The 19,671-nt window shown below is 64.4% G+C and carries 19 protein-coding genes and 1 tRNA gene; 6 read left to right on the forward strand and 14 right to left on the reverse strand.

The genetic code is table 11. The features are described from left to right. Positions 1 to 10: 10 nt before the first annotated feature. The 7 genes from QF038_RS16340 to QF038_RS16370 form a co-directional block, all read right to left on the reverse strand. Positions 11 to 1,024: a Gfo/Idh/MocA family protein gene (locus tag QF038_RS16340; RefSeq protein WP_307611320.1), complete on the reverse strand. Its 1,014-nt coding sequence runs from the start codon at positions 1,022 to 1,024 to the stop codon at positions 11 to 13. A gap of 34 nt (positions 1,025 to 1,058) precedes the next feature. Continuing rightward, positions 1,059 to 1,970 (reverse strand): sugar phosphate isomerase/epimerase, encoded by a 912-nt coding sequence (locus QF038_RS16345; protein WP_307611322.1) that lies wholly within the window; start codon positions 1,968 to 1,970, stop codon positions 1,059 to 1,061. A gap of 69 nt (positions 1,971 to 2,039) precedes the next feature. Next, positions 2,040 to 3,554, reverse strand: a complete 1,515-nt coding sequence (locus QF038_RS16350) for a CoA-acylating methylmalonate-semialdehyde dehydrogenase (protein WP_307611324.1) — start codon at positions 3,552 to 3,554, stop codon at positions 2,040 to 2,042. A 44-nt stretch (positions 3,555 to 3,598) separates the two neighbouring features. Further along, positions 3,599 to 5,587 carry a 3D-(3,5/4)-trihydroxycyclohexane-1,2-dione acylhydrolase (decyclizing) gene (gene iolD, locus QF038_RS16355; RefSeq protein WP_307611326.1) on the reverse strand — a complete coding sequence of 663 codons (1,989 nt, stop codon included), beginning with the start codon at positions 5,585 to 5,587 and terminating at the stop codon, positions 3,599 to 3,601. A gap of 6 nt (positions 5,588 to 5,593) precedes the next feature. Next, positions 5,594 to 6,529 (reverse strand): deoxyribose-phosphate aldolase, encoded by a 936-nt coding sequence (locus tag QF038_RS16360; RefSeq protein WP_307611328.1) that lies wholly within the window; start codon positions 6,527 to 6,529, stop codon positions 5,594 to 5,596. Then, the gene (gene iolC / locus QF038_RS16365; RefSeq protein ID WP_307611330.1) at positions 6,526 to 7,566 is read right to left on the reverse strand and encodes a 5-dehydro-2-deoxygluconokinase; all 1,041 of its coding nucleotides are present in this window, start codon (positions 7,564 to 7,566) and stop codon (positions 6,526 to 6,528) included. The genes QF038_RS16360 and iolC overlap by 4 nt, the downstream gene beginning before the upstream one ends. Positions 7,567 to 7,741: 175 nt before the next feature. Continuing rightward, complete coding sequence (locus QF038_RS16370) at positions 7,742 to 8,146, reverse strand: tautomerase family protein (protein WP_307611332.1); 405 nt, start codon at positions 8,144 to 8,146, stop codon at positions 7,742 to 7,744. A gap of 152 nt (positions 8,147 to 8,298) precedes the next feature. On the opposite strand from QF038_RS16370, the gene QF038_RS16375 reads away from it, so the two are divergent. Next, the gene (locus QF038_RS16375) at positions 8,299 to 8,658 is read left to right on the forward strand and encodes a helix-turn-helix transcriptional regulator (protein ID WP_307611334.1); all 360 of its coding nucleotides are present in this window, start codon (positions 8,299 to 8,301) and stop codon (positions 8,656 to 8,658) included. Next, on the forward strand, positions 8,655 to 9,137 hold the full coding sequence (locus QF038_RS16380; RefSeq protein WP_091417278.1) for an SRPBCC family protein: 483 nt from the start codon (positions 8,655 to 8,657) through the stop codon (positions 9,135 to 9,137). The genes QF038_RS16375 and QF038_RS16380 overlap by 4 nt, the downstream gene beginning before the upstream one ends. A gap of 146 nt (positions 9,138 to 9,283) precedes the next feature. Here QF038_RS16380 and sucD read toward each other — a convergent pair whose 3' ends face one another. The 6 genes from sucD to QF038_RS16410 all read right to left on the reverse strand — a co-directional run bounded on the left by sucD (position 9,284) and on the right by QF038_RS16410 (position 17,149). Continuing rightward, on the reverse strand, positions 9,284 to 10,186 hold the full coding sequence (gene sucD / locus QF038_RS16385) for a succinate--CoA ligase subunit alpha (RefSeq protein ID WP_307611337.1): 903 nt from the start codon (positions 10,184 to 10,186) through the stop codon (positions 9,284 to 9,286). 11 nt (positions 10,187 to 10,197) lie between these two features. Then, positions 10,198 to 11,367: an ADP-forming succinate--CoA ligase subunit beta gene (gene sucC, locus QF038_RS16390; protein WP_050056227.1), complete on the reverse strand. Its 1,170-nt coding sequence runs from the start codon at positions 11,365 to 11,367 to the stop codon at positions 10,198 to 10,200. 222 nt (positions 11,368 to 11,589) lie between these two features. Next, positions 11,590 to 12,297 (reverse strand): hypothetical protein, encoded by a 708-nt coding sequence (locus tag QF038_RS16395; RefSeq protein ID WP_307611339.1) that lies wholly within the window; start codon positions 12,295 to 12,297, stop codon positions 11,590 to 11,592. 19 nt (positions 12,298 to 12,316) lie between these two features. Next, a complete protein-coding gene (locus QF038_RS16400) occupies positions 12,317 to 13,624 on the reverse strand; it encodes a glycosyltransferase (RefSeq protein ID WP_307611342.1) in 1,308 nt (435 codons plus the stop codon). 101 nt (positions 13,625 to 13,725) lie between these two features. After that, the gene (gene pcrA, locus QF038_RS16405; protein WP_373461653.1) at positions 13,726 to 16,221 is read right to left on the reverse strand and encodes a DNA helicase PcrA; all 2,496 of its coding nucleotides are present in this window, start codon (positions 16,219 to 16,221) and stop codon (positions 13,726 to 13,728) included. Between the two features lie 97 nt (positions 16,222 to 16,318). Next, positions 16,319 to 17,149 carry an inositol monophosphatase family protein gene (locus QF038_RS16410; RefSeq protein ID WP_307611346.1) on the reverse strand — a complete coding sequence of 277 codons (831 nt, stop codon included), beginning with the start codon at positions 17,147 to 17,149 and terminating at the stop codon, positions 16,319 to 16,321. A gap of 32 nt (positions 17,150 to 17,181) precedes the next feature. Here QF038_RS16410 and QF038_RS16415 point away from each other — a divergent pair, with 32 nt between their 5' ends. After that, complete coding sequence (locus QF038_RS16415; protein WP_307611348.1) at positions 17,182 to 17,817, forward strand: hypothetical protein; 636 nt, start codon at positions 17,182 to 17,184, stop codon at positions 17,815 to 17,817. Here QF038_RS16415 and QF038_RS16420 read toward each other — a convergent pair. Further along, positions 17,814 to 18,575 carry a DUF998 domain-containing protein gene (locus QF038_RS16420; protein ID WP_307611350.1) on the reverse strand — a complete coding sequence of 254 codons (762 nt, stop codon included), beginning with the start codon at positions 18,573 to 18,575 and terminating at the stop codon, positions 17,814 to 17,816. The two genes, QF038_RS16415 and QF038_RS16420, sit on opposite strands and share 4 nt — an antisense overlap. A gap of 84 nt (positions 18,576 to 18,659) precedes the next feature. On the opposite strand from QF038_RS16420, the gene QF038_RS16425 reads away from it, so the two are divergent. The 3 genes from QF038_RS16425 to QF038_RS16435 all read left to right on the forward strand — a co-directional run bounded on the left by QF038_RS16425 (position 18,660) and on the right by QF038_RS16435 (position 19,641). Continuing rightward, positions 18,660 to 18,732: transfer RNA gene (locus QF038_RS16425), tRNA-Arg, on the forward strand. A gap of 1 nt (position 18,733) precedes the next feature. Continuing rightward, the gene (locus tag QF038_RS16430) at positions 18,734 to 19,228 is read left to right on the forward strand and encodes a DUF6314 family protein (protein ID WP_307611352.1); all 495 of its coding nucleotides are present in this window, start codon (positions 18,734 to 18,736) and stop codon (positions 19,226 to 19,228) included. After that, positions 19,225 to 19,641 carry an NUDIX domain-containing protein gene (locus QF038_RS16435; protein ID WP_307611355.1) on the forward strand — a complete coding sequence of 139 codons (417 nt, stop codon included), beginning with the start codon at positions 19,225 to 19,227 and terminating at the stop codon, positions 19,639 to 19,641. The genes QF038_RS16430 and QF038_RS16435 overlap by 4 nt, the downstream gene beginning before the upstream one ends. Positions 19,642 to 19,671 lie beyond the last annotated feature (30 nt).

Below are 19,671 nucleotides of genomic sequence, written 5' to 3' on the forward strand. Positions count from 1 at the left end.
CTCCTAGGGGCTACTTGTAGAGGTCCGGTTTGGCGGCCAGTTTCACGGCCACCTTTTCGCCGTTCTTCTGCGCCTCCACGCCGGCTTCACAGCATGCGGCGGTGGCGTAACCGTCCCAGGCGGTGGGGCCTCCGATTTCTCCGCGGAGTGCCGCGTCCACCCATGACTGGATTTCGACGTCGTAGGCCGCTCCAAAGCGCTCTTCGAAGCCGGGGGTGACGTTGCCGCCCCAGCGTCCGGCGCTGCGGGTGTAGGGGCCTTGGTCGCCGCCGATGCTGACGATTCCTTCTTCGAAGGATGCCTGGGTGGCCACTTCGTAGCCGTACTTGGCGTTGACGTAGATTTCGACGTCGGCCAGGACACCCGACTCGGTTTCGAGCAGGACATGCTGGGGATCGTGCTGGCCGGAGGGGGCGTTCTTGGTGGCCTTGCCCAGGCGGACCTGGACGCTGGTGATCTCCTCGCCGGTGAAGAAGCGGATGGCGTCAAACTCGTGGACCACGGAATCGTTGATGAGCATTTCGTTAGTGAAGCCGGCCGGCGTGGTGGGGTTGCGGTGCTGGTGGTGCAGCATCAGCAGTTCGCCCAGTTCGTGGTCCCGGATGATCTTGCCCAGCGAGGCGTACTCGGCGTCGAAGCGGCGCATAAACCCGACCTGGATGCGCTTGTGGCCCAGCTGCACCTCGGCCTGGACAATCTTCCAGGAGGATTCGGCGTCGGGGGTGAGTGGCTTTTCGCAGAGGATCGGGATGTCCTTGGCGATGGCCTTGAGCAGGATGTCCTCGTGCAGGAAGCCGGGGGTGGCGATGAGGACGGCGTTGACGTCGCCGTTGTTGAGTGCTTCCTCGGCGTCGGCGAGGGCCACGGCGCCGGGGATGCCTTCGATGGCGGCCTGTGCGCGGGCGAGGTCGACGTCGACGACGGCGGCGACTTCGGCTCCGTGGATACGCGTGTGGAGGCGCTGGATGTGGTCGGCGCCCATGCGTCCGGCACCGATGACGGCTACGCGGAGGGTTTCAGTCATTGTTCTCTCCTTCATGTGTCTGGGATTAATGCAGTCAGCTGACGGCGGTGCGGGAGCCGCAGGACAGCAGGTAGTTGCGGGTGCGCTTGGCGATGGGCATGGGCACATCGAAGGCGACCGGGTACATGTCCTGCTCCACAATCCCGAAGATGGGGCGGTTCAGCGCTTCCACGGCTTCGATGACGGCGCGCAGGTCCGGCAGCCCGTTCGGGGGTTCGGTCATCACGCCGGCCAGGTTGGCGGCGGCCCAGGTCATGTTTTCCTCGTTGACCCGCCTCAGGATGTCCGGGTTGATTTGCTTCAGGTGCAGGTAGCCGATCCGGTCCGGGTAGTTCTTGATGAGATCAAGGCTGGAGGCGCCACAGTATTCGGCGTGGCCGGTGTCCAGGCACAGGTTCAGGTACTGCGGGTCCGTGGCTGCCAGGAGGGTTTCGATGTCTTCCTGCGCACCCACGTGCGAATCGGCATGGGAGTGGAACTGCTGCTTCAGGCCGAAGTCTTCCAGCAGGGTCTTGCCCAGGCGGTTGTGCCCTGTGAACAGGTCGCTCCAGGCCTTCTCGGTCAACTCGCCGCTTTCCACGGCCTCGCCGGTGACGTCGTCGCGCCACATGGCCGGAATCACCACGATGTGCTCGCCGCCCATCGCGGCCGTGAGTTCGGCGACCTTGCGGGCGGGTTCCCAGGCTGTTTCCCACTGGTCCAGGCCGCGGTGGAAGGCGGTGAAAACGGTGCCGGCGGTGACCTTGAGGTCGCGCTGCTTCAGTTCTTCGGCCAGCCGGATGGGGTCGTTGGGGAGGTAGCCGTAGGGGCCAAGCTCGATCCACTTGTAGCCGGACTCGGCCACCTCATCGAGGAACCGCTCCCACGGTGTCTGCTTGGGGTCATCCGCGAACCAGACACCCCAGGAGTCCGGTGCCGTGCCGATAATCAGTTTGTTCTCAGTCATTTTCACTCCTTGTGGGTTTCGACAGGCTCAACCACCGGTGGTTGAGCCTGTCGAAACTGAGGTACCGGGTCAGTTGGAGGGGAAGTTGTAGGAGGCGCCTGAGGCGTGGTGGGTTTCGGGCCAGCGGGACGTGATGACCTTGCCGTGGGTGTAGAAGGAGACGCCTTCGGGTCCGTAGATGTGCTTGTCGCCGAAGAGTGAGGCTTTCCAGCCGCCGAAGGAGTGGTAGGCCACGGGAACGGGCAGCGGTACGTTGATGCCGATCATTCCCACGGTGACAGACCGCTGGAACGTGCGGGCGTGGGCGCCGGAGGAGGTGAAGATGGCGGTGCCGTTGCCGTAAGGGTTGGCGTTAATCAGCTTGATGCCGTCTTCGAGGGTGTCGACGCGGACGACGACGAGGACCGGTCCGAAGATTTCCTCAGTGTAGGCGGTCATTTCGGTCTTCACGTGGTCGATGACGGTGGGGCCCACCCAGAAGCCGTCTTCATGGCCGGGGACCACGAGGTCGCGGCCGTCGACGACCATGGCGGCGCCGGCGGCTTCGGCTTCGGTGACGATCCGTACGATGCGTTCCTTGGAGGCCGGGGTGATGACCGGGCCCATCTCGGCGTCGGGGGCCGTGCCGTTGTTGACCTTCACGGAGAGGGCGCGCTCCTCGACCTTCTTGACGATCAGGTCCGCGGCATCCCCGACCGCGACGGCGACGGAGATGGCCATGCAGCGCTCCCCTGCGGAGCCGAACGCGGCGGCGGCGAGGTGGTCGGCGGCGTTGTCCAGGTCGGCGTCGGGCAGGATGATGGCGTGGTTCTTCGCCCCGCCCAGGGCCTGGACACGTTTGCCGTGCCTGGTGGCGGTTTCGTGGACGTACTGGGCGATCGGGGTGGAGCCGACGAAGGAGATGCCGTCCACGTCCGGGTGGGTCAGCAGTCCATCCACGGTTTCCTTGTCGCCGTGCAGGACCTGGAACACGCCGTCGGGCAGGCCTGCTTCCTTCCAGAGCTTGGCCAGCAGCATCGAGGCCGACGGGTCGCGTTCGGAGGGCTTGAGGATGAACGCGTTGCCCGTGGCGATGGCCATCGGGGCCATCCAGAGCGGCACCATCACGGGGAAGTTGAACGGGGTGATGCCCGCCACCACGCCCAGGGGTTCGCGGAAGGAGAACACGTCGATGCCGGTGGAGACCTGGTCCGAGTAGTCACCCTTGAGCAGGGTGGGGATGCCGCAGGCGTACTCGATGACTTCGAGGCCGCGGCCGATTTCGCCCTTGGCGTCAGAGAGGACCTTGCCGTGCTCGGCCGTGATCAGGGCCGCGAGTTCTTCGACGTGGGAAGCGACGAGTTCCCGGAATTTGAACAGCACGGCGGTGCGCTTGGCCAGGGAGATGTCGCCCCAGATGTCGGCGGCGGCGCGGGCGGCAGCAACGGTGACGTCCAGGTCGGCACGGTTGGCTAGGCGAAGCTCACCCGACACCCCGCCCGTGGCCGGGTTGTACACAGGCTGGGTGCGGGTACTGGTACCGGCGTTTACGGTGCCATTGATGAAGTGGTTGATAACCATGGTCTCAGTGGTGGTGGCAGTCATGGAGGACTCTTCCTTGAGTGGTTGAAGGGATCAAGTGGGGAGGTTCAGCCGAGCAGTTTGCGCTGGCGGTTCTTGTGGCCCGTGTAGGTCTGGAAGGCGGCCTTGGTGGAATCCAGTTCGGAAACCTGCGAGACGGGGACGTCCCACCAGGACTCGGAGGACGGTGCGTCCAGGAGCGGGTCGGATTCGACGTGGATCAGGATCGGGCCGCTGCCCTCGGGGGCTGCCTTGGCATCGCGGATGGCTTGTTCGAGTTCGGCGATGACCTTCTCGCCCGGTTCGATCCGGACCACCTTGACGCCCAGGGACTGGGCATTCAGGGCCAGGTCAACGGGGAGCGTTTCGCCGTCATCAAAACTGTGCTGTTCCTCGTCCAGGACCCGGTATTTTGTGCCGAAGCGCTGGGACCCGAGGGATTCGGACAGGGACCCAATGGAGGCGTAGCCATGGTTCTGGATCAGGACCACAATCAGCTTGATGCGTTCGGCGACGGCGGTGACCAGTTCGGTGTGCATCATCAGGTAGGAGCCATCCCCCACCATCACGACGACGTCCCGTACCTCCGCAGCGCCAGTCCCGTCAGTGCCGCCGTCCGCCGTCGTACGTGCCGCTTCGGCGAGGGCTGCACGCTTGACGCCCAGGCCGCCGGGGATTTCGTACCCCATGCAGGAGTATGCGTATTCGACGTGGTAGCCGAACGGGTCCCGGACCCGCCACATCTTGTGCAGGTCCCCTGGCAGGGACCCGGCGGCGCAGATCACCACGTCGCGGGCGTCCATGGCCCGGTTGGTGGCGCCGATGATCTCATTCTGCGCGGGCAGCGGGGTGTAGCGGGTGTCGAAGGCTTCGTCCACGGTGCCGTCCCAGCGCTGCTTCTCAGAAGCGATCTTCTGCTCCAGGTCCGCGCCGACACGGTAGCCGCCCAGCGCCTGGTTCAGCTTGACGAGTGCCTTGCGGGCGTCGGCAACGATCGGCAGCGGGGTGCCGTGCTTGTAGGCGTCGATCGGGGCGACATTGATGTTGATAAACTTCACGTCCGGGTTCTGGAACGCGGTCCGGGACGCGGTAGTGAAGTCCTCGTAGCGGGTGCCGATGCCAATGATCAAGTCCGCCTCGGCAGCGATGGCATTCGCCGCCGTCGTGCCCGTGGAACCGATCGCGCCAAGGCTGAACTTGTGGTCCCAAGGCAGGACACCGACGCCGGCCTGGGTGTTGCCCACCGGGATGCCGGTCAGCTCGACGAACTTCGCCAGTTCCTCGTTGGCGTAGGCATAGAGGACACCGCCGCCGGCGATGATCAGCGGCCGCTTGGCGGCGCGGATGGCAGCGGCGGCGCGGGCGATGTCGTCGTCGTCAGCCTCGGGGCGGCGGATCCGCCACTCCCGCTCAGCCAGGAACTCCTCCGGCACATCGAAGGCCTCGGCCTGGACGTCCTGCGGCAGCGAGATGGTCACGGCGCCGGTCTCGGCAGGGTCGGTCAGGACGCGCAGGCCGTGGTGGAATGCCGAGAACAGCTGCTCGGGCCGGTTGACCCGGTCGAAAAATTTGGACAGCGGCCGGAACGCATCATTGACCGTCAGGTCATAGGCGTAGGGCTGTTCCAGCTGCTGCAGGACCGGGTCCGCCGCGCGGGTCGCGAACGTGTCGGACGGCAGCAACAGCACCGGAAGCCGGTTCGTCGTGGCCAGCGCGGCGCCGGTCAGCAGGTTCGAGGACCCCGGCCCGATCGAGGTGCTGACCGCGAAGGTCTGGCGGCGGCGGGTGTGCCGGGCATACCCGACGGCCTGGTGGACCTGCGCCTGCTCGTTCCGGCCCTGGTAGTACGGCATGACCGCCGGATCCAGCTGCTGGTACTGCTTCAACGCCTGGCCCACCCCGGCCACGTTGCCATGCCCGAAGATGCCGAACATCCCCGGGATCAGACGCTCACGGTACTCAAGGCCGTTGATGAAATCGACCGTGTACTGCTTTGAAAGGTACTCGACGACGGCCTGGGCCACCGTCATCCTGCGTGTTCCTGATGTGGTTCCCATGGGGAGCTACTCCGATACTTCTGCGGTGTGGTGAAGGAGGGAAGCGGCGGTGGCGACGGCGCCTGCCACGTCCCCGTCAGCGGGGTACAAAAGCGTCCGGCCCACGGTGAGGCCCTGAACCCCGGGCAACGCCAGCGCCGCCTGCCAGCTGGCGAAGACCTCGTCCTGGGTCCCTTCCGGATCGCCTCCCAACAGGACTGTGGGCATGGTGGTCGCGGCCATGACGCGTTCCATCTCCGCCACGACCGGGAGCTTCATCCAGGTGTAAGCGCTGGTGGAGCCCAGTCCTTCGGCAATGGCGATCGACTTGATCACGGCATTCGTGGAGAGGTCGTTGCGGACCCGGCCGTTCTCCCGGACCGACAGGAAGGGCTCCACCATGGCGATCAGTTTTCGCTCGGCGAGGGAGTCGATGGCCTTGGCGGTGGCCTCCAGGGTGGCCACAGTGTCCGGGTCGCCCAGGCAGATGCGGGTCAGCATCTTGCCGCCGTCCGCGCCCAAGGCCGCCAAAGCTGCGGCGGTGTGGCCGGTGAAACGGTCATCGAGCTCATTGACCAGCCCGGACAACCCGCCCCGGTTCATCGAACCAAACACCAGCTTGCCATCCAAGGCACCCAGCAACAGCAGGTCGTCCATGATGTCCGGGGACGCCAGGACCCCGTCCACCGCAGGGTTCGCCAGCGCGATCTGCAGCCGGTCCAGGAGTTGGCGGCGGTCCGCCATCGCCACCGGGTCGCTGCCTACAGCCAGGGCGCCGCGGGCGGGGTGGTCTGCGGCGACAATGAAGTTCTGCCGGCCGGATTTCAGTTCGGGGTGGCGTCGGCGGGATTTAGCGGCACGGGCCACGGCGTCGGGGTCTTCGAGCCGGATGGTGCTCAAGTGCGCATACCGGCGCGGATCGTCGTTGAGCGCCTGATTGGCGGCGATCGGGGTGAGTGTCACAGTGCTGCTCCTTCGGTGGCAAGCTGCACACTGGGATCAGCAACAGCGGCGCCAGGAACAGTGCCTGGCACAAGGCGGCCGCGTTCGGCCAGCAGCGAGGTGACTTCGTCCGGCGTCGGCATCGCGTCGGCGCAGGACAAACGGGAGGCGACGATCGCGCCCGCGGCATTGGCGTAGTCCAGGACCTGGGCCAGCGTCCAGCCCGAGAGCAGCCCGTGGCAGAAGGCCCCGCCAAAGGAATCCCCGGCACCCAGTCCGTTGACAGTTTCCACGGGGACCGGGGCAGAGACCACACGCTCGGTGCGGGTCTTGGCCATCACACCCTCAGGTCCAAGCTTGACCACGGCGATCTCCACACCGGCTGCCAGCAAGCGGTCCGCCTGCTCATCCGGCGTGCCTTCCCCCACTGCGACGGCGCATTCCTTGTCATTGCCGATGGCGACAGTCACGTGCGGGAGGATCTTGGCAACCTCTGCCCGGGCTTCCTCTTCCGAAGCCCAGAACATGGGCCGGTAATCCAGGTCCAGGATAGTGAACTGCCCCTCGGCGAGACCGGTGCGGGGCCGCGCCTGGTGGGCGGCGGCGTGCGCGCTGCGACTGGGCTCCTGGCACAGGCCCGTCACCGTAGACCAGAAGATGCCGGCCTCCCGGATCGCGTCCAGGTCCAGCTCCTCAACCTTGATCTGCAGGTCAGGTGCGGTGGGGAACCGGCCGTAGAAGTACAGTGGGAACTCGTCCGTCGCCGGCTTGATTGCGCAGAAAGTAACCGCCGTCGGATACTCCTTGACAGGGGAAACGAAGGAGTCATCGACGTTGAACTTGTGCAGTTCGCGGTGCAGGTAGTTGCCGAACGCGTCCTCGCCCGTGCGGGTGATAACCCCGGTCCGGCGCCCGTGGCGGGCAGCGGCGACGGCAACATTGGACGGGGAACCACCAAGGTATTTCCCGAAGGACGTCACGTCCTCCAGGTCTACCCCGATGTCGTTCGGGTAAATATCAACGCTGATGCGCCCGATGGTGAGAAGCTCGTGGGTCACGATGATCGTGGACCTTTCTGATCTGAAAACTGCGGACCCCTGAACTGCTGGCTTCGGTCCGGATGGCGTGGTGCCGGCCACAGGCACTACTCTGCCCTAGATCTCATGTCCTGTCAAAGGTTTGTTCTGACATACTTACAACCCTTTTAGCGCGCGCTATTCGTTGCCACGAGTGCTACTTCTTCGGCACTGCCAACTCTCCGGTGATGTACTGCGCCCGGCCGAACCCGAAAGACCAATCGCCGGGCGAGTTTTCCACGTAACCGATAAAGACATCCTCACCGGCAACGCCAAGCGTGGAAAGCTTGTTTGCAACGGCGGCGAAAAGCTGCTGCTTCGCTTCCTGCGTTCGCCCGCCCTGGGTAAAGATCTGGATCATCACCACAGCCCGGCTCCGCTCGAACCCGAGGCCGGCATCCTGGGCAAAGATCTGCCCCTGCGGGTGTTCCGTGAGGATGTGGAAGTAGTCCCGCTCGGGAATGGCGTACTCGGCGAGGATCGCGTCATGGATCCCCCGGCTCAGCCGCTGCAACTCCTCCTGGCCGCGTCCTTCGTTGACATCAATACGTACAAGTGGCATGTTCTTCTCCCTAGCAAATTTTGTATTGACATACTAACAAACTGGCTTGCAAAAAGAACAAGAACAAAGGTCTTGCAACAAACCGGCCGCAGTCCTATCCTTAAACAACCACCAGGTTGATAAAAGGGAAGGTTGATTACGAAAGGCCGACCATGGACTCTGAAAGCGCGGCACTGGACTCGGCTTTTATGGCCCTGGCCGACCCCGTGCGGCGGAGCATCATTGCCCGGCTCAGCCGGGGCCCGGCCACTGTTAATGAATTGGCAGAACCGTTCGCGATCTCCAAACAGGCGGTCTCGAAACATATCCAGGTACTCGAGCAGGCGGAACTGGTGACCCGGACCAGGGACGCACAGCGCCGGCCCGTCCACCTGAACCCGGCACGGCTTGAGGCGCTCACTGCCTGGATCGACCAGTACAGGCTGGTCCGCGAAGGGCAGTTCCGCAGCCTCGACGCCGTACTCAGATCAAAAGCTGCGGCCAGCAGCGACAAACCCAAGGAGTCATCATGAGCAATTCCCTGAAACTCAGCGTTCCTGAGGGCGTCCCCTTCATCGATTACGAGCGCGAGTTTGATTTCCCGGTCGCGGACGTGTTCCGCGCCCACAAGGAACCGGACCTGATCGTTCAGTGGCTGGGCCCCCGGGGCTACAAGATGGACATCGACCACTACGATTTCCGCACGGGCGGCAGCTACAGCTACCTGCACACCGGGCCCGAGGGCGTGCCCTACGAGTTCAAGGGCATCTTCCACACTGTCCGCGAGAACGAGTTCGCCATCCAGACCTTTGAGTTCGGCGGGTACCCGGATGTAGTGAGCTTGGAATTCATGACGTTCGAGGACCTTGGCAACGGCCGGACCCGGCTGCGCGGCCATTCCGTCTATCCCAGCCAGGAGGCACGCGACGGCATGGCGCAGTCCGGAATGGAGGGCGGCATGAGCGAAGGCTACGAGCGGCTGGAGGAGCTGCTGAGCGGCGCCAAGGTGTAGGACCTGAAAGTACGACGACGGCAGGTCACCTTTCCTGGAAAGGTGACCTGCCGTCGTCGTGCTTAAACAGCAACGCGGGGTCACTTCGCGCCCATCCCACTGTGTGGAACGGGCGGAAAGTGACCCCGCGTGTGTGCTGGTGGATCCTAGAGGGCTGCGTAAACTTCGCGCAGCAGCTTCGCGGTCTCGGACGGCGTCTTGCCGACCTTCACGCCTGCAGCTTCGAGGGCTTCCTTCTTGGCCTGTGCGGTTCCGGCGGAACCGGAGACGATGGCGCCGGCGTGGCCCATGGTCTTGCCTTCGGGAGCGGTAAAGCCTGCCACGTAGCCGACAACCGGCTTGGTGACGTTGGCCTTGATGAAGTCGGCTGCGCGCTCTTCGGCGTCGCCGCCGATTTCGCCGATCATCACGATCGCCTTGGTCTCGGGATCAGCCTCGAACGCGGCCAGGGCGTCGATGTGCGTGGTGCCGATGATGGGGTCGCCGCCGATGCCGATGGCGGTGGAGAAGCCCAGGTCGCGCAGTTCGTACATCATCTGGTAGGTCAGGGTGCCTGACTTGGAGACCAGGCCGATGGGGCCCTTGCCCGTGATGTTGGCCGGGGTAATGCCCACCAGGGCCTCGCCCGGGGTGATGATGCCGGGGCAGTTCGGGCCGATGATGCGGGTTACCTGGTTGCCGTCGGCGTCCAGCTTGGACTGGGCCAGTGCCCAGAATTCAGCGGAGTCCTGGACCGGCACGCCTTCGGTGATGACCACAACGAGGCCGATGCCGGCTTCGATGGCTTCAACAACAGCGTTCTTGGTGAATGCCGGCGGCACGAAGACGATGGAAACGTCTGCGCCGGTTTCGGCAATGGCTTCCTTGACGGTGCCGTAGACGTTGATTTCGTTGTCGCCGTGCAGGACGGTGGTGCCGGCCTTGCGGGCGTTGACGCCGCCCACGATGTTGGTGCCGGCCTTCAGCATCAGGGCGGTGTGCTTGGTGCCTTCGCCGCCGGTGATGCCCTGGACGATGACCTTTGAGTCTTTGTTCAGATAGATAGACATGGTGCGTCCCTTTACTTCGCTGCGTTGGCGAGCTCGGCGGCCTTGTCGGCGCCCTCGTCCATGGTGGCGGCCAGGGTAACCAGCGGGTGGTTGGCCTCGTTCAGGATGCGGCGGCCTTCTTCGACGTTGTTGCCGTCGAGACGGACCACCAGCGGCTTGTTGGCGGTGTGGCCGAGTTCGGCCAGTGCGCCGACGATGCCCTTGGCAACCGCGTCACAGGCGGTGATGCCGCCGAAGACGTTCACGAAGACGGACTTGACCTGCTCGTCGCCGAGGATGACGTCCAGGCCTGCAGCCATGACCTCAGCGGAGGCTCCGCCGCCGATGTCCAGGAAGTTCGCGGGCTTGACGTTGCCGTGGTTCTCGCCGGCGTAGGCAACGACGTCCAGGGTGGACATGACCAGGCCTGCACCGTTGCCGATAATGCCCACTTCGCCGTCCAGCTTGACGTAGTTGAGGTCCTGCGCCTTTGCCTTGGCCTCAAGCGGGTCGGCTGCGTCCTTGTCCTCAAGGAGGGCGTGCTTGGCGTGGCGGAAGTCGGCGTTCTCGTCGAGGGAGACCTTGCCGTCAAGTGCCACGATCTCCCCGGCGCCGGTCTTGACCAGCGGGTTGACCTCCACAAGGGTGGCGTCTTCCTTCTTGAAGACGTCCCAGAGCTTGAGGATCACGTCGGCGACTTTGCCGCGGAGTTCCTCAGCGAAGCCTGCGGCTGCGACGATTTCGTCTGCCTTCGCCTGGTCGATGCCCACGGCGGGGTCGATGGCGATCTTGGCCAGCGCTTCGGGGCGTTCGACGGCGAGCTGTTCGATTTCCATGCCGCCTTCAACCGAGCACATGGCCAGGTAGTTGCGGTTGGCCCGGTCCAGCAGGACGGAGAAGTAGTACTCCTCGGCGATGTCAGCACCCTGGGCGATCATCACCTTGTTGACGGTGTGGCCCTTGATGTCCATGCCCAGGATGTTGGTGGCGTGCTCAAGTGCCTCGTCAGCGGACTTTGCGACCTTGACGCCGCCGGCTTTGCCGCGGCCGCCAACCTTGACCTGTGCTTTGACGACAGTTACGCCGCCGATCTTCTCGGCAGCTGCCTTTGCTTCTTCTGGGGTGTGCGCCACGATGCCGGCAAGCACGGGTACACCGTGCGCCTCGAACATATCGCGCGCCTGGTATTCAAACAGGTCCACGGTTTAGTGTCCTTCTACGTCGAAGTAGTTTCTGTACAGTCGGACACCATCGAAGACGATGACCGGGCTGCGGAATTGCACGCACCGGCGGCCTGTTGGAAACGAGCCACGCGGCGTGATGCTCCACTGGGAACTCTAGTCCTTTGGAGGGACCGGCCCGTCCCAGAGTACCGCTTATGTGAGTAAGGACACTATTCTATGGAGCGTAGAAAAACCGCGGAATTACGGGGTTTTTGAGCCCTCTGCGGGCGTCGGGGAGGCACTTTCCGCGGGCCCGGAAATTAGCTCGTAATGGTCCGGGGAAACAAAGAATCCGACGCCGGCGGAGACGTTTCCGCACGCCACCCCGCCGTTGTAGGCCGAACAGCGCAGTCCGTTCCCTTCGAGGTTCTGCCCCTCCCCGAGCACCTGCAGTTCCGTTATGTCACCGGTTTTGGTTCCTTTGGGGCTATAGGTTGCTTCCATTTGTGTGACGCCGGACCGGCATTCCCCGTAGGTGGCGCTGTCCGGGGTGAGCAGCGCAACGCCGCCCAGGTAGCCCAGGTTGGTTCCCGCGCAGTCGTCCTTGGCGTCCCCGGCCTTCGGCGGGGGGTACTTGGCAAGTTGGCAGTGTGCCACAGGCACCGTTGCCAGTTTGTTGTTGGCCGAATCACTGAAGTTGTTCTGTTCGTAGGGCAGATTCACATGCTCTCCCCTGGCGGCGGTCAGCGAACAGGCAACCGTCCGGTCTGCGGTGATAAAGGAGACAACCCCATCACCGTTGGAGAAGCCTTTGGCGTCCACCAAAGCGGCCTGTTCCAACTGTTCCAGAGGCGGCAGCGGTGGCGGCGGGACGTAGCCGGGATCCTGGGTGGTGATGGTGCAGGCCGTGGCCGCCGCCAGGATCAGGGCGGCGAAGATCCCCAGAACAGTCCGTCGCATGCGCCCCATTATGCTTTACGCCGGTGCTTTATCTTTTGCTGAATACGTCTTCCACCACTTTGGCGGCAGCCTCGGCAGGATTGTCGGAGCCAAAATCGGCGCGCATCTGCTGGGCCCGGTGCTTCCATGCGGGATCAGCCAGGATGCTGTTCACGGCGTTGCCAATGCTCTCTGCGGAGGGGTTGTCCGTCCGCAGGTTGATGCCCACTCCGGCGTACTCCACCCTGGCGTTGACATCGTTCTTTCCCTCGTTGATCCCGGACACCACCAGGGGGACTCCCTTGGAAAGCGCGAGCTGCACGCCGCCAAATCCGCCGTTGGTGACAAAGACGTCCGTATGGTCGAAGACGGCGGCAAAGTCGATGTAGTCGTGGATCTGGATGTTCGGTTGAGGATAGCGTTCACGGAGTTCCTCCGTACCGCGGCCTGCCGTCGCCACCATCACTATGGTGTCCGTGTCCTTCAGTGCCTCTACTGCGGGAATGATCAGTTTGTTCGGGTCCAGGTTGTCCACCGTGCCCTGGGTGACCACTATTGTCCTGGCAAGACCTCTACCGGCGGAACCTTGCGGATCCATGTGCGGCTCCCCTTGCAGGCCGGACGTATCCGCGAGCCGGTACGGCAGGAGCGCCCCGACGTAGTGGACTTTGGGGTTGTCCTTTCTTCGCGGAAAATCGAGGGACCTGGAGCCGGTCTGGATGACGGCGTCCGAGCAGCGGTAGGGCTCGTCGGTGAGCCGGCCTCTTTTGGGCACCTCCTGGCCGTAGAACGCGTGCTGCCGTCGGTAGCTTTGGCTGGCGGGGCGAAGAATGACCTTGTCGGAGAGAAGCCCGGCCGCGGCCTGCAGGACCTTTTCCCCTGCGTTGCGCGCGGGGAGGAAACCGAAAAAGAGCGGGGGCACCAGTGGATCGCTTTCCATATTGGGAATCGCAACAAAGGCCACCACCCGCTTTCCCATCAGGTGCGCAACGAGCCGGTGGATGAACATGGAACTGTCCGCCACCAGGACATCAAAAGGGAAGGCCCGGTCCAGTTCCAGGATGTCCTCGAAGAAGCTGCTGATGTTGCTTGCGAAGATTTTCTCCCCGTCAAAGCCGATGGCGGGGGGCCCTTTCAGCTTGGCTCGTTCCGGGTAGAGCTCACTGAGGTTGTCGGCGCGGTGTTCGATGGCGCGATTGAAGGGGAACAGCGGAATCCCGAGTTCACGGAGCTTGCCGGCGAGGACCGGGCCCGTGTACCAGCGGACATCATGCCCCCGTTTTGCGAGCTCCGCCGCCACCCCGGTCATCGGGTTGAAATGGCCGTCGATGGCCTGGCTGGCAAACAGAATCTTCACGGCCCACTCCGTCATGTTGTTTACGGCTGCTGGGAAAAGGTTCCTGAACTGTAAACCCGCCTGACGGGCCGGACAAGGGCGGACCTTGTCCGGCTCCGCTCCTAGGCGTCGAGCTTGGTGAGCGGCGCGTACCGGAGCAGCAGCCGTTTTTCGCCGACGTCGAACTTCACCTTTGCCACGGTCTTGTCCCCGGCCCCCTCGAGGGCCAGCACCGTCCCGTTTCCGAAACTCGTGTGGTTGACCTTGTCCCCCACACTGACCGCGACGATCTCTTTTTGCGGCTGCACACGGTTGCGGGCGATCACAGCGGGGACATCGGCATTGAAGCCCGCCGAGGGATCGGCGGCAGCACCGCGGGAAGTCCCGGCGCCCCAGAAGGATCCGCTGTAGCGGCCCGAACTGATGGATCCGCCGCCCCAGTTGGACTGCCTGCTGGTTCCTTCACGCTTCCATTCCAGGAGATCAGCGGGGATCTCCTCAAGGAACTGGCTGGCAGGGTTGTACTGGCTCTGCCCCCACATGCTGCGGACCTCGGAACGGGTCACGTAGAGCCGCTTCCGGGCACGGGTGAGCCCTACGTAGGCGAGGCGGCGTTCTTCCGCCAGTTCCTTCGGATCCGTTGCTGAACGCTGGTGCGGGAACAGGCCATGTTCCATGCCCGTCAGGAACACCACCGGGAATTCGAGCCCCTTGGCCGTGTGCAGGGTCATGAGGGTGACCACGCCCAGCCGTTTTGCCTCCGCGACGGCGGCAGCTGTTTCTTCGGCGGTTCCCGCCGGGGCATCCGGGATCTGGTCGGCATCCGCCACCAGGGACACCTGTTCCAGGAAGGCCTCCAGAGACCCTTCCGGATTCTCCTGTTCGTATTCACGGACGACGGCGACGAGTTCGGCGAGGTTTTCCACCCGGGACTCGTCCTGCGGATCCGTGCTGGAGCGCAGCGCGGCCAGATAACCGGTCTGCTCCAGGACGGCTTCCAGTGCTGCCGCCGCGCCCGAGCCCGCGGCCACTTCTGCCAGGTCATCCAGCAACTTCACGAACCCAAGCACGGCATTCACGGACCGGGTTGCCATGCCCGGAGCCTGCTCGGCCCGGCGTGCGGCGGCCATAAACGACGTCCGTTCACGCTGGGCAAGCGCGGCCACGGCGCCCTCGGCGCGGTCACCGATGCCGCGCTTTGGTTCGTTGAGCACCCGCCGCAGGTTGACGTCGTCGTCCGGATTAACCAGGACACGCAGGTAGGCGAGGGCGTCCTTGATCTCCTTGCGCTCGTAGAAGCGCGTGCCGCCCACCACCTTGTAGGGCAGGCCAACCCGGACCAGCACGTCTTCGATGGAGCGCGACTGGGCGTTGGTCCGGTAGAAGATGGCGACGTCGCCGGGGCGGAGGTTTTCCTCGTCCTGGAGCCGGTCAATTTCCTTGGCGATGAACTGGGCTTCGTCATGCTCGTTCTCGCCCACGTAGCCGATGATCTTGTGACCTTCGCCCTCGGCGGTCCACAGCCGCTTTTCCGGACGGTTCGGATTCCGTGAGATCACCGAATTGGCCGCGCTGAGGATGTTCTGGGTGGAGCGGTAGTTCTGCTCCAGCTTGATGGTCCGCGCCTCGGGGTAGTCTTTCTCGAACTCCACGATGTTGCGGATATCGGCACCGCGGAAAGCATAGATGGACTGGTCCGAGTCACCAACCACGGTCAGCTCGGAAGCCCCGGGCCCCTCCCCCACAATTTCGCGGACCAGGGCGTACTGGGCGTGGTTGGTGTCCTGGTATTCGTCCACCAGCACGTGCCGGAACCGCCGGCGGTAGGACTCCGCGAGGGCAGGGAAGGCCCGGAACATGTAGACGGTCTCGGCGATGAGGTCGTCGAAGTCCATGGCGTTCGCCTGCCGCAGCCGCTGCGTGTAGCCCTTGAAGACATCAGCAACAGCCTGCTCGAAGGGATCGTTGTAGTTGGCGGCCGAGGCGAATGAATCGGCGTCGATAAGTTCGTTCTTCAGCGCCGAGATCTTGTGCTGGATAGCCTTGGGCGCAAACTTCTTGGGGTCCAGGTCAAGGGCTTTAGAGACCTGGGTGACCAGCCGCAGGGAGTCGGCGGAGTCGTAGATGGAGAAGTTCGATTTCAGCCCCACATTGGCCGCCTCCTGCCGGAGAATGCGGACGCAGGATGAGTGGAAGGTGGAGATCCACATGATCTTGGCGCGTCCGCCCACCAGTTTTTCGATGCGTTCCCGCATTTCCGCGGCGGCCTTGTTCGTGAAGGTGATGGCCAGGATTTCGCCGTAGTGGGCCCGTCCTGTGGCGATCAGGTAGGCGATCCTGTTGCTGAGTACACGGGTCTTTCCCGAACCGGCACCGGCCACGATGAGCAGGGCGCCACCAGCATGTTTGACGGCTTCCTCCTGCTGGGGGTTGAGCCCCTGCAGCAGCTTGGCCGGGTCCATGCCGTGGCTTCGGTGAGCCTTCCCTTCCGGCACCTGTGCGCGGACGCTTCCGCCCGTCCCCGGCGCCGCAGCTACGCCCTCGGAAGGCGACTTGGTGCGGGCAGCGGCGGTGGGAGCGGCTTTAAAGGGTCCGTCAGAGTACGGGTCAAACAACATATCCATGGTGCCTACAAGTCTAGGCGGTGGGGCCGACACCCAGCTCCAGCCTGTGGATGACGGGACGTTATCCACATACGGCTGATGTCGTGATCCTCTACGCCACCGAACCGGACTCGAGGGCGGCACGCAACTCACGAACCGCCGTCGTTCCCCCGGCCATAAACCACTCCAGGCCGTTTACTCGAACTGTGTCCACGGCTCCGCCGGCAGCCCGGACGATCGCTTTGCCCGGAAGCCAGTCCCACTCGGGGCAGCTGTGCTGGAACCAGCATCCAAGCTGCCCGTCGGCCACCCGGCCCAGGTCACAGGAACCGGAACCCAGCATGCGCAGCGCGGCGGCGGATGTAGCGGCCGCGTGCCACGGCATCGCGCACAGTGGATCCATCAGCCAGCTCGGGTGGATGTACGTTGCGGCCCCCAGTTCAGCCACGGCGGTGCTGTTGCGGGCGCCCCGGTCCTGGTGGAACACCGTGAGGGGTTCGCCGTTCAACGTTGCAGGGCGGGCCTTGCCCCCGAGCCAAAGCTTGTCCTCCTCCGGCTGGAAGATGGCTCCGAGCATTACATCGGAGGAATCCTTCAGGGCAATCGCGGAGCACCAGTACGTTGAACCATGCAGGAAGTTGTAGGTGCCATCCACCGGGTCAATCACCCAGGTCCGGCCACTTGTCCCCTGGACCGAGGCGCCCTCCTCCCCCAGGATGCCGTCGTCCGGCCGGCAACGCCGCAGCTGCTCAAGCACGTAGGCCTCGGCGGCATGGTCGGCAGCTGTCACCACGTCGGAAACCGACGTCTTCTGTTCGGACTGCAGGCCCGCCATCCGCATCAGCAATGCAAGCTGCCCTGCTTCGCGGACCAAAGCCGCCGCCAGCTCGTAGTCGTCAAGGGAGGGGTCAAGTTCAACAGCGCTGTGCCGGCCAATGGTCATGGCTTCAGTTTATGGGGCGGGATAATGGTGCCATGGCCAAAACCCCCGCCCAGCGGATCAAGAAGCACGGCTCCAAGGCGGCGGTGCCGCAGCACCACCTTCCGCCAGTGGTGAACCCCAGCACGAACCGCACACCGCAGAAGGCCGAGAACAACAGCAACCTGATCCTGATCGCCGGAGTGGTGGCCAGCCTGTTCCTGTTCTGGTACCTGCACCTGCTCACGCTGGACCAGCTGCGGCAGCTCACCACGGGCGGCCTGGCCATGCCGGACTCCCTCATCGGCGGGTTCGATGCCCACTACATCGGCCAGCTGCACGCCACCATGGATGACGACGCCCGCGGCCAGCTCAACTACGTCCACAAAACCGCCGGCACCCTGTTCCCGCTGATCTTCGGGTTCACCTGGCTGCTGCTCATCGGGACAAGTGTTCCCAGGAAGGCACTGCGCTGGGCGCTGTGGGCACTTCCGCTGCTTTTTGTTGTGGTCCGGCTCTGGGCCAACGTGGCCATCGACGGCGTGTTGGCGTCAGAAACGCCCGACGCCGGCCAGGTGGCACTCGCGTCCGGCCTCACCATAGCCGGCTGGGTCCTCCTGGTCCTGAGCCTGCTCGCAGGCGCAGCCGCCGTGCTCCTTAAACCCCGTAAGGCCAAAGCGACAGAATCCTAGAGCGGCTGGCGAAGCGACGCCGCGGCACGGACCTGCTTCCGGTGCCGGTGGACGCGCTGCGCGATGACCAGTCCGGCGGCAGCCATCCCCACCGTGACCGGGTAGCCCATGAGCCGTTCCAGTGTGCCGGGTTCCGGCACAGCCATCCGGGTCAGTCCGCCGGTGACCAGGGCAGCCAGCGAAACCGAACCGCAGGCCAGAATGAACCACGCCATGGCTGTTTTCCGCAGCCAGAGGAATCCCAGCACCAGCAGGGCGGCTGCCCCGGCAATGAAGTACGTCACGGCACCGGTGTAGTGCCAGCCGGAGCCGGCATCCTCCGGCACCAGTCCCACAATCACCGTCCCGGCCCCGGCCGTTCCGGTCAGCAGCCGCACCCAGACAGCCGCGAGCCAGGGCCGCCGCCGCTGTACACGGGCCCCGGCCAAGGCGGCCACGCACAGCAGTCCCGAGCTCAGCAGCAGCGCACCGAGCAGCATCCCGAGGCCCTGAACCACAAAGGAGGCATTCATGAGCCAGTTCAAGGGAGAACACACCGGGCGCCCGTCAAAGACACCACAGCGGAGGGCTCCGAGGTCACTGATGTAGCCCGTGCGCAGGTCGTAGGGCTGCGGGCCTGCCCAGGCCAGGATCACTGCAGCCTCCGCCGCGAAATACTGCAGCACGCTGAGCACTGACCATGCTCCGATGTACTGCCGGGTGGAGGTGGTGTCCGGAATAACGGCAGCGGCTGACGATGTGGACGGCGCTGAACTCATGCATTGAGCGTAGTACGGCTCCACACCTTGTATGCTTGTATCCGTGTCCGACGCGGACCGGCTCTGCCGATCCAATGGATGCCCGCCCTCGTAGCTCAGTGGATAGAGCACGGCTCTCCTAAAGCCGGTGTCGTTGGTTCGATTCCAATCGAGGGCACTTGGACTTTCCTCCCCCGGAGTTCGACCTCCGCGCCTACCTGCTGGGCCCCGCCGCGGCCATTGGGGGCGCCGCTCCGGGAACCGGCCAGTGGAGCGTTCAGCGTGACCTGCTGGACCGCGCCACCGGCACCCGCGGAACCTTCTCCGGCGTCGTCCATTTTGCTTCCAGGGACGACGGCGGCCTGGACCTCCGCGAGGAAGGCACCATGCACTGGCCTACTTTCACCGGCCCCGCCACCCGCGAATATGTCCTGGCAACCACCCCGCGCGCAGACACCATGGATGTCTCCTTCCCGGACGGCCGCCCCTTCCACAGCATGAGCTTCACTCCCCGCGAAAATTTGGACCAGCACTGGTGCGATCCCGACACGTACCGCGTCACCTACACCTACGAGGGTCCAAACAGCTTCAGCTACAGCTGGGACGTCACCGGGCCACGGAAGGATCTCCTGCTGACATCACGGCTGGTCCGGCTGCAGAAAGAGGAAGCATGAATAACCGCATCGTCGTCTCCGCAGTCTGCGTCTTTGACAACACCGGCCGGCTCCTGACCGTCAGGAAGCGCGGCACTGCGATGTTTATGCATCCGGGCGGTAAGCCCGAAGCGGGCGAAAGCGCCGTCCAGGCTGCTGCCCGTGAGCTCGCCGAAGAGGTGGGGATAGTCCTGGACCCGGGCGAACTGCAGCTGATGGGCGTCTGGATCGCCGACGCCGCCAACGAAGCCGCCACGGATATCGAGGCGACGGTGTTTATGGCGCCGGGGACGTGGGAGGCCCATCCTTCCGCCGAGATTGCGGAGATCCGGTGGCTTGACCTGGCTGCCCTTGACGGCGGCGCCGAGTTGCCTGGCGACCTTGCCCCCCTGCTGACGGACCATATCCTGCCCGAGCTGGCCCGCCAGGCCTGAAGCGCCCAGCCTGTACCGTCGGACCTGAAG

The sequence above is a fragment of the Pseudarthrobacter sp. W1I19 genome (assembly GCF_030817835.1).
Classification (GTDB): Bacteria; Actinomycetota; Actinomycetes; order Actinomycetales; family Micrococcaceae; genus Arthrobacter.

Coding starts and splice junctions, on each gene's coding strand:
- QF038_RS16345 (WP_307611322.1), bottom strand. CDS start 1,970: ATGACTGAGAACAAACTGATTATCGGCACGGCACCGGACTCCTGGGGT.
- QF038_RS16340 (WP_307611320.1), bottom strand. CDS start 1,024: ATGACTGAAACCCTCCGCGTAGCCGTCATCGGTGCCGGACGCATGGGC.
- pcrA (WP_373461653.1), bottom strand. CDS start 16,221: ATGTTGTTTGACCCGTACTCTGACGGACCCTTTAAAGCCGCTCCCACC.
- QF038_RS16395 (WP_307611339.1), bottom strand. CDS start 12,297: ATGGGGCGCATGCGACGGACTGTTCTGGGGATCTTCGCCGCCCTGATC.
- QF038_RS16435 (WP_307611355.1), top strand. CDS start 19,225: ATGAATAACCGCATCGTCGTCTCCGCAGTCTGCGTCTTTGACAACACC.
- QF038_RS16420 (WP_307611350.1), bottom strand. CDS start 18,575: ATGAGTTCAGCGCCGTCCACATCGTCAGCCGCTGCCGTTATTCCGGAC.
- sucD (WP_307611337.1), bottom strand. CDS start 10,186: ATGTCTATCTATCTGAACAAAGACTCAAAGGTCATCGTCCAGGGCATC.
- QF038_RS16375 (WP_307611334.1), top strand. CDS start 8,299: ATGGACTCTGAAAGCGCGGCACTGGACTCGGCTTTTATGGCCCTGGCC.
- iolD (WP_307611326.1), bottom strand. CDS start 5,587: ATGGGAACCACATCAGGAACACGCAGGATGACGGTGGCCCAGGCCGTC.
- QF038_RS16380 (WP_091417278.1), top strand. CDS start 8,655: ATGAGCAATTCCCTGAAACTCAGCGTTCCTGAGGGCGTCCCCTTCATC.
- QF038_RS16370 (WP_307611332.1), bottom strand. CDS start 8,146: ATGCCACTTGTACGTATTGATGTCAACGAAGGACGCGGCCAGGAGGAG.
- QF038_RS16350 (WP_307611324.1), bottom strand. CDS start 3,554: ATGACTGCCACCACCACTGAGACCATGGTTATCAACCACTTCATCAAT.
- QF038_RS16410 (WP_307611346.1), bottom strand. CDS start 17,149: ATGACCATTGGCCGGCACAGCGCTGTTGAACTTGACCCCTCCCTTGAC.
- QF038_RS16415 (WP_307611348.1), top strand. CDS start 17,182: ATGGCCAAAACCCCCGCCCAGCGGATCAAGAAGCACGGCTCCAAGGCG.